This is a genomic window from Prevotella sp. MGM1 (assembly GCF_002933775.1).
Taxonomy (GTDB): domain Bacteria; phylum Bacteroidota; class Bacteroidia; order Bacteroidales; family Bacteroidaceae; genus Prevotella.
Map to the genome: position 1 here is coordinate 1 of NZ_BEWV01000100.1, position 6,207 is coordinate 6,207.

General features: G+C 44.1%; 7 protein-coding genes. 6 read left to right on the forward strand and 1 reads right to left on the reverse strand.

Annotated elements, in window-relative coordinates; genetic code table 11:
• The first annotated feature begins 56 nt into the window (after window positions 1-56).
• From MoGM_RS03410 to MoGM_RS03420, 3 genes are all read left to right on the forward strand, one after another.
• Window positions 57-1,496: an alpha-amylase gene (locus tag MoGM_RS03410; RefSeq protein ID WP_104368778.1), complete on the forward strand. Its 1,440-nt coding sequence runs from the start codon at window positions 57-59 to the stop codon at window positions 1,494-1,496.
• 652 nt (window positions 1,497-2,148) lie between these two features.
• Window positions 2,149-3,714 carry a sensor histidine kinase KdpD gene (locus MoGM_RS03415; RefSeq protein ID WP_104368779.1) on the forward strand — a complete coding sequence of 522 codons (1,566 nt, stop codon included), beginning with the start codon at window positions 2,149-2,151 and terminating at the stop codon, window positions 3,712-3,714.
• 44 nt (window positions 3,715-3,758) lie between these two features.
• A complete protein-coding gene (locus MoGM_RS03420; RefSeq protein WP_104368780.1) occupies window positions 3,759-4,454 on the forward strand; it encodes a response regulator transcription factor in 696 nt (231 codons plus the stop codon).
• Window positions 4,455-4,561: 107 nt separating this feature from the next.
• Here MoGM_RS03420 and MoGM_RS03425 read toward each other — a convergent pair whose 3' ends face one another.
• Complete coding sequence (locus tag MoGM_RS03425) at window positions 4,562-4,741, reverse strand: hypothetical protein (RefSeq protein WP_104368781.1); 180 nt, start codon at window positions 4,739-4,741, stop codon at window positions 4,562-4,564.
• Window positions 4,742-4,870: 129 nt separating this feature from the next.
• On the opposite strand from MoGM_RS03425, the gene rpsF reads away from it, so the two are divergent.
• The 3 genes from rpsF to rplI are packed head-to-tail and all read left to right on the forward strand — an operon-like array spanning window position 4,871 to window position 6,037.
• Window positions 4,871-5,215, forward strand: a complete 345-nt coding sequence (gene rpsF / locus MoGM_RS03430) for a 30S ribosomal protein S6 (protein WP_104368782.1) — start codon at window positions 4,871-4,873, stop codon at window positions 5,213-5,215.
• Between the two features lie 3 nt (window positions 5,216-5,218).
• Window positions 5,219-5,485, forward strand: a complete 267-nt coding sequence (gene rpsR / locus MoGM_RS03435; RefSeq protein WP_104368783.1) for a 30S ribosomal protein S18 — start codon at window positions 5,219-5,221, stop codon at window positions 5,483-5,485.
• Between the two features lie 15 nt (window positions 5,486-5,500).
• Window positions 5,501-6,037, forward strand: coding sequence for a 50S ribosomal protein L9 (gene rplI / locus MoGM_RS03440; protein ID WP_104368784.1), 537 nt, complete (start codon window positions 5,501-5,503; stop codon window positions 6,035-6,037).
• Window positions 6,038-6,207: the final 170 nt, after the last annotated feature.

The following is a 6,207-nucleotide window of genomic DNA, read 5'->3' on the forward strand; positions in this document are numbered from 1 at the left end:
GGGACATTCCCTTGTGTATTATATAATAATGTGTAACATATTAAAATCAATGTACTATGAAAAATGGAGTAATGATGCAATATTTCGAATGGAATTTGCCGGACAACGGAGAATTGTGGAAACAGTTGAAAGAAGATGCCCGTCATTTGCATGACATAGGAGTTACCGCTGTATGGATACCGCCGGCATACAAGGGCTGCGGAAGCGAAGACGTGGGTTACGGTACTTACGACCTGTATGACCTGGGAGAGTTCGACCAGAAAGGGACAGTGCGCACGAAATACGGTACGAAGGAGGAAATGAGAGAGATGATAGACGCTTTGCATGAATGCGGCATATCCGTATATCTGGATGCGGTGATGAACCATAAGGCGGGAGCCGATCGCGTGGAAACCTGCATGGCCCGCCTTGTTGATCCCGACGACCGTGACCAGCCGCTTTGCGAGCCGTATGAAATAGACTGTTGGACCGGATTTGATTTTCCTGGACGAGGTGAACAGTATTCCGGCTTTAAATGGCATTGGTTCCATTTTTCCGGTACCGACTATAACGAGCGGGATAAAAAGACGGGAATATACCAGATTGTTAGTTACGGCAAGGCGTGGAGCGTCGGAGTGGATTGCGAAAACGGAAATTATGATTATCTTATGTTTTCAGATATCGATCTTGACCATCCCGATGTTATAGCCGAGTTGAACCGTTGGGGAGTATGGGTGACAAAGGAGATGAAACTTGACGGAATGCGTCTTGATGCCGTGAAACACATGAACGACAGGTTTGTGAAGCGGTTTCTCGAAGCCGTGAGAGCCGAGTGTGGAAAAGACTTCTATGCCGTCGGAGAATATTGGATAGACGATATAGACACGTTGGAAGGTTATTTGGCCAATGTAGGATATGGAATAGATCTTTTCGACGTATGCCTGCATTATAATATGTGCAAGGCCTCGAAAGAGGGGGCTGACTATGATTTGCGCACCCTTCTCGACGGCACTCTCGTGTCTCGTCATCCGGAGCTGGCGGTGACATTTGTCGATAATCATGACTCGCAACCGGGCAGTTCGTTGGAATCCTGTATAGATGATTGGTTCAAGCCTTCGGCATACGCCCTGATATTGTTGATGGAAAACGGCTATCCGTGTGTATTCTATGGCGACTATTACGGAATGTCAGGAAACGCGTCGCCACATAGGGAGGTGATAGACGCACTGCTGTCGGTGCGCAGGAGGTGTGCACATGGCATGCAGACTGATTATTTTGATTATCCGTGTACGATCGGTATCACTCGCCAGGGAGTGGAGGATAAACCTGGCTCAGGCCTTGCGTTGCTGATATCTAACGGAGAGGATGGCGAGAAGCTGATGAATGTGGGAGTACAGCATGCCGGAGAGGTATGGCGTGAAGTTACAGGAAACCGGACGGAAGAAGTTACTATCGATGCCGACGGTAACGGCATGTTCCTTGTGTCTGGAGGTAAAGTGGCGGTGTGGACGCCTTGATTGTGTAATGATAATATCATAAAAAACGTGCTTTCAATTTTTGTGAAATAGAAAATCAACTGTATATACATTGCGATATGCGATACGATATCGTGGTTGTCACATTGTGCCGGGAAGATGATTTTACCTGCAACGGGATACCCGTTGGAGAGTGTTTGGCAGGTGATTGCACGCCGTTTAGCCGCCCGTTGCAATCCAACGGGCGGCTAAATGCAGGGCAACGGGCATCTAAATGCAAAAATGGCTCATGCCGGAGAATTCAAATATGACAGTGACGTAAATGCTTTTGATGTATAGTGTTGATATTCAGATTGTTGTGTGGGGATAGAAAATACGGAGATATTTCAGGCCGTCGTTTCTTTTAATTTTAAATGATTGAAATATAAAAGGCTTTTTGTAAATATTATTCATGACAACCGTTTTTATTTAGTTACGTGTATTTGCTCATGTCTTTATATGGAATACACAGCTAAGAACTTGTCTTTCCGGTATGGCTAAGGATTTTTTTGATAAATAAAAACAAGTGTTTTTAACTGGTTTTAGTTTATTATTTATAATTAAAATGCTGTTTTTGGGTTAATAAGATAAAAATTAAAGAAATGTTTTAACTAAAATATTTTGACTTGCGATAAAAACATATACCTTTGCCAACATGAAGAAATCAACGATATGGACAATAGCGATAGTGATGGGATTTTCGTTCCTCGGACTACTCTTCATGCAACTGTCATATATAGAGGATATGGCAAAGATGAAGAAGGAGCAGTTTGATGAGTCTGTAAATCGCAGTCTGTATCAGGCATCGCGAAATCTGGAACTCACAGAGACGCTGCGTTTTCTTGAGCGGGATGTCAATGATACTGAGCGCAGAACATTCCGTCGCGATTCGGCAAGGCTGAGTCGTAGCGGCAAGGCCGGTTCGGTGGTTCCGCCCCGGCAGTATACACTGACAGGCAAGACCGGTGCCGTATATCCTTCGTTTCAGTTGAAGACGATAGCGACAAGTCCATCGTCTGTTCCTAAAGCGATGATATTGCGACCAGAAAAAGACGAGCATTTCGCCGTGTCGGAATCGTTGCGTGAAGTTGTCAGAAACAGGTATGTGTACCAGAAGGCACTGCTCGATGAGGTGGTATATAATATATTGTACACGGCAAGCGAGCGTTCGCTGAAAGAGCGTGTGAACTTCAAGTTGCTCGACCGTGACATTAGAACCGAGCTGCTCAACAACGGAATAAGCATACCTTATCATTTTACGGTCTCTATGTCGGACGGGCGCGAGATATACCGTTGTCTCGACTATACGGACGAAGGCAAGGAAAACAGCTATTCGCACGTGCTTTTCCGCAATGACCCCTCGTCTAACATGGGACTTGTGACAATACACTTCCCCGGAATAAACAACTATATATTTTCGAGTGTGAGGTTCATGATACCTTCGATAGTCTTCACGGGGGTACTTTTGATAACGTTTGTGCTCACGATAGTGCTCACTTTCCGCCAGAAGCGCTATTCGGAGATAAAGAACGACTTTATAAACAATATGACGCATGAATTGAAGACACCGATAGCGAGCATTTCGCTCGCGGCGCAGATGCTGAACGACGAAAGCATATCGAAGAGTCCGAGGATGCTCAAACATTTGGGAGGAGTGATTAACGACGAGTCGAAGCGTCTGAGGTTTCTTGTCGAAAAGGTGTTGCAGATGTCGATGTTCGAGCGCAAGAAGGCGGTACTCAAAAAGAAGGAACTCGACCTGAACGAGCTGGTGGAGAGCGCTGCCCACTCATTCTCTCTGCGTGTGGAGCATACCGGAGGTAAGATATATACACAGATAGAAGCGGTCTACTCGACCATATACGTGGATGAGATGCACTTCCAGAACGTGATCTTCAACCTGATGGACAATGCCGTGAAGTATTGTGACCCCAACAGGCCGCTCGACATATATCTAAAGACATGGAACGACACCAACCGCCTTTACCTGTCGGTTCGGGATACCGGTATCGGAATAAAACGGGATAATCTGAAAAAGATATTCGATAAGTTTTATAGGGTCCACACCGGAAACAGGCATGACGTCAAGGGATTCGGCCTTGGTCTGGCCTATGTGAAAAAGATGGTGGACATGCATCAGGGAGAGATTTCGGTTGAAAGCGAGTATGGCAACGGTACAACGTTTGTAATATCGCTTCCGATAATAAAAAACGATAAATGAGAGAAAAATAATATTATCATCAAACCATTAAAAATTTTATGATTATGGATGAAAATTTGAAGATTCTTCTTTGTGAAGACGATGAGAACTTGGGAATGTTGCTTCGTGAGTATTTGGCTGCAAAGGGCTACTCGGCAGAGTTGTGTCCCGACGGAGAGGCCGGATACAAGGCATTCTTGAAGAGCAAGTTTGATATTTGCGTGCTTGACGTGATGATGCCTAAGAAAGACGGTTTCACGCTGGCGCAGGAGATACGTTCGGCCAATGCCGAGATACCGATAATATTCCTTACAGCCAAGACACTGAAAGAGGATATTCTCGAGGGATTTAAGATAGGTGCGGATGACTATATAACAAAACCGTTCTCTATGGAAGAACTGGTGTTCCGTATAGAGGCTATTCTACGTCGTGTGCGTGGAAAGAAGAACAAGGAAAGCTCGGTATATCACATCGGCCGATTCACGTTCGACACACAGAAGCAATTGCTGTGTATCGGTGACAAGCAGACAAAGCTGACAACCAAGGAGAACGAACTGCTTGCGCTTCTTTGCAGCCATGCCAATGAGATTTTGCAACGCGATTTCGCTTTGAAGACTATCTGGATCGATGACAATTATTTCAACGCACGCTCAATGGATGTGTATATCACCAAACTGCGCAAGCACTTGAAAGACGATGATCAGATAGAAATCATAAACATTCACGGCAAGGGTTATAAATTGATTACTCCGGAAGAGTAAGCGGGATGCAGCTTCATTTAAGCCGATAGAATAGATAAAATGCAATGCCGCAGGTAAGCTTGTCTGACCTGCGGCATTTTCTATGTATTCCGTTTAGCGGCAGATTTTCAGTATTTGCTGCCGTTTTTCATGAACGCTACATGTATTATTATACCTGCCGCTATTAGTGACAATGCCGCCAAAAGTATTCCATTGTCGTCTGACGAAAAGACTTTATCTTTTACGGTGAGTAATAAAACACCTGCCGACAAAAGCACTATACCTGCATGTTTTATATATTTATTCATGTAAAAAGCCGAATTTAGCGGCAAAAATAATAAAATAATTCGTAATCAGGTGCTTGTTATTCAATAATATTTAGTAACTTTGCACCGCAATTTTGCAAATTAACATTTAATTTTTTTTATTTAAACAGTATGAATCAATACGAAACCGTTTTCATTTTGACTCCCGTTTTGTCTGATGAACAGATGAAGGAAACGGTCGCTAAATTCAAGAAGGTTCTCACCGACAACGGTGCGGAAATCTTGAACGAGGAGGCTTGGGGTTTGAAGAAGATGGCTTATGCTATTCAGAAGAAATCTACCGGCTTCTATTGCTTGGTGGAGTTCAAGGCAGAGCCGACAGTAATCAAGACTCTTGATGTGGCCTATCGCCGCGATGAGAAAGTGATCCGTTACATGACGGTAAAACTCGATAAGTATGCTGCACAGTATGCTGAGAAGAGAAGAAACAAAACAGGTAAAAAAGAGGAGGCATAAGCAATGGCACAAGAATCAGAAATCAGATATTTGACTCCGCCCTCAGTGGACACAAAGAAAAAGAAGTATTGCCGTTTCAAGAAGAGCGGTATAAAGTATATCGACTATAAGGATCCTGAATTCCTGAAGAAATTTCTTAACGAGCAGGGTAAGATTCTTCCCCGTCGTATCACAGGTACTTCTTTGAAGTATCAGCGTCGTGTGGCTCAGGCTATAAAGCGTGCACGTCAGATAGCTTTGCTGCCTTATGTAACTGACTTGATGAAATAATAAGGAGGAGACAGAATGGAATTAATATTAAAAGAAGATATAATCGGACTTGGATTCAAGAACGATATCGTGGATGTAAAGCCAGGATACGGTCGTAACTACCTTATCCCCACTGGCAAGGCTATCATCGCTTCGGCATCTGCAAAGAAAGTTCTTGCTGAAAACCTCAGACAGCAGGCTCACAAGATCGCAGCTTTGAAAGCGGAAGCCGAGAAAAAAGCGGAAGCAATTAAGGATGTGGCTCTCGTGATTACCGCCAAGGTAAGTGCGACAGGTGTGACTTACGGCTCTGTAAATGCCGCTCATGTAGCAGAGGAATTGAAGAAGTTAGGACATGAGATAGACCGCAAGATTATTGTAATGCGCGATATCAAGACTGTTGGCGACTATATCGCTACTGTTCATTTCCATAAGGAAGTGGCCGTTGAGGTGCCTGTAAAGGTTGTAGCCGAGAACGCTCCCCAAGCAGAGAAAGCAGAAGAAGCTCCAGTGGCAGAGACTGTTTCTACAGAAGTTCCCGCTCAGGAAGTTGAGTCTCAGGAAGCAAAATAATTTTCGCTGTAAAGCAAAATCATTTTTATTATACGATAAAATCCCCGTCACCGTAAAGGATGGCGGGGATTTTTTTTGACTCATTTCATAATGTCTGTTTATATTGTGGCTGTGATTTTGGGGTCAGCGGATTTTTCCGGTGGGCGGGAGAGAGTATCAAGAGTATAGTG

Coding starts and splice junctions, on each gene's coding strand:
- MoGM_RS03410 (WP_104368778.1), top strand. CDS start 57: ATGAAAAATGGAGTAATGATGCAATATTTCGAATGGAATTTGCCGGAC.
- MoGM_RS03415 (WP_104368779.1), top strand. CDS start 2,149: ATGAAGAAATCAACGATATGGACAATAGCGATAGTGATGGGATTTTCG.
- MoGM_RS03420 (WP_104368780.1), top strand. CDS start 3,759: ATGGATGAAAATTTGAAGATTCTTCTTTGTGAAGACGATGAGAACTTG.
- MoGM_RS03425 (WP_104368781.1), bottom strand. CDS start 4,741: ATGAATAAATATATAAAACATGCAGGTATAGTGCTTTTGTCGGCAGGT.
- rpsF (WP_104368782.1), top strand. CDS start 4,871: ATGAATCAATACGAAACCGTTTTCATTTTGACTCCCGTTTTGTCTGAT.
- rpsR (WP_104368783.1), top strand. CDS start 5,219: ATGGCACAAGAATCAGAAATCAGATATTTGACTCCGCCCTCAGTGGAC.
- rplI (WP_104368784.1), top strand. CDS start 5,501: ATGGAATTAATATTAAAAGAAGATATAATCGGACTTGGATTCAAGAAC.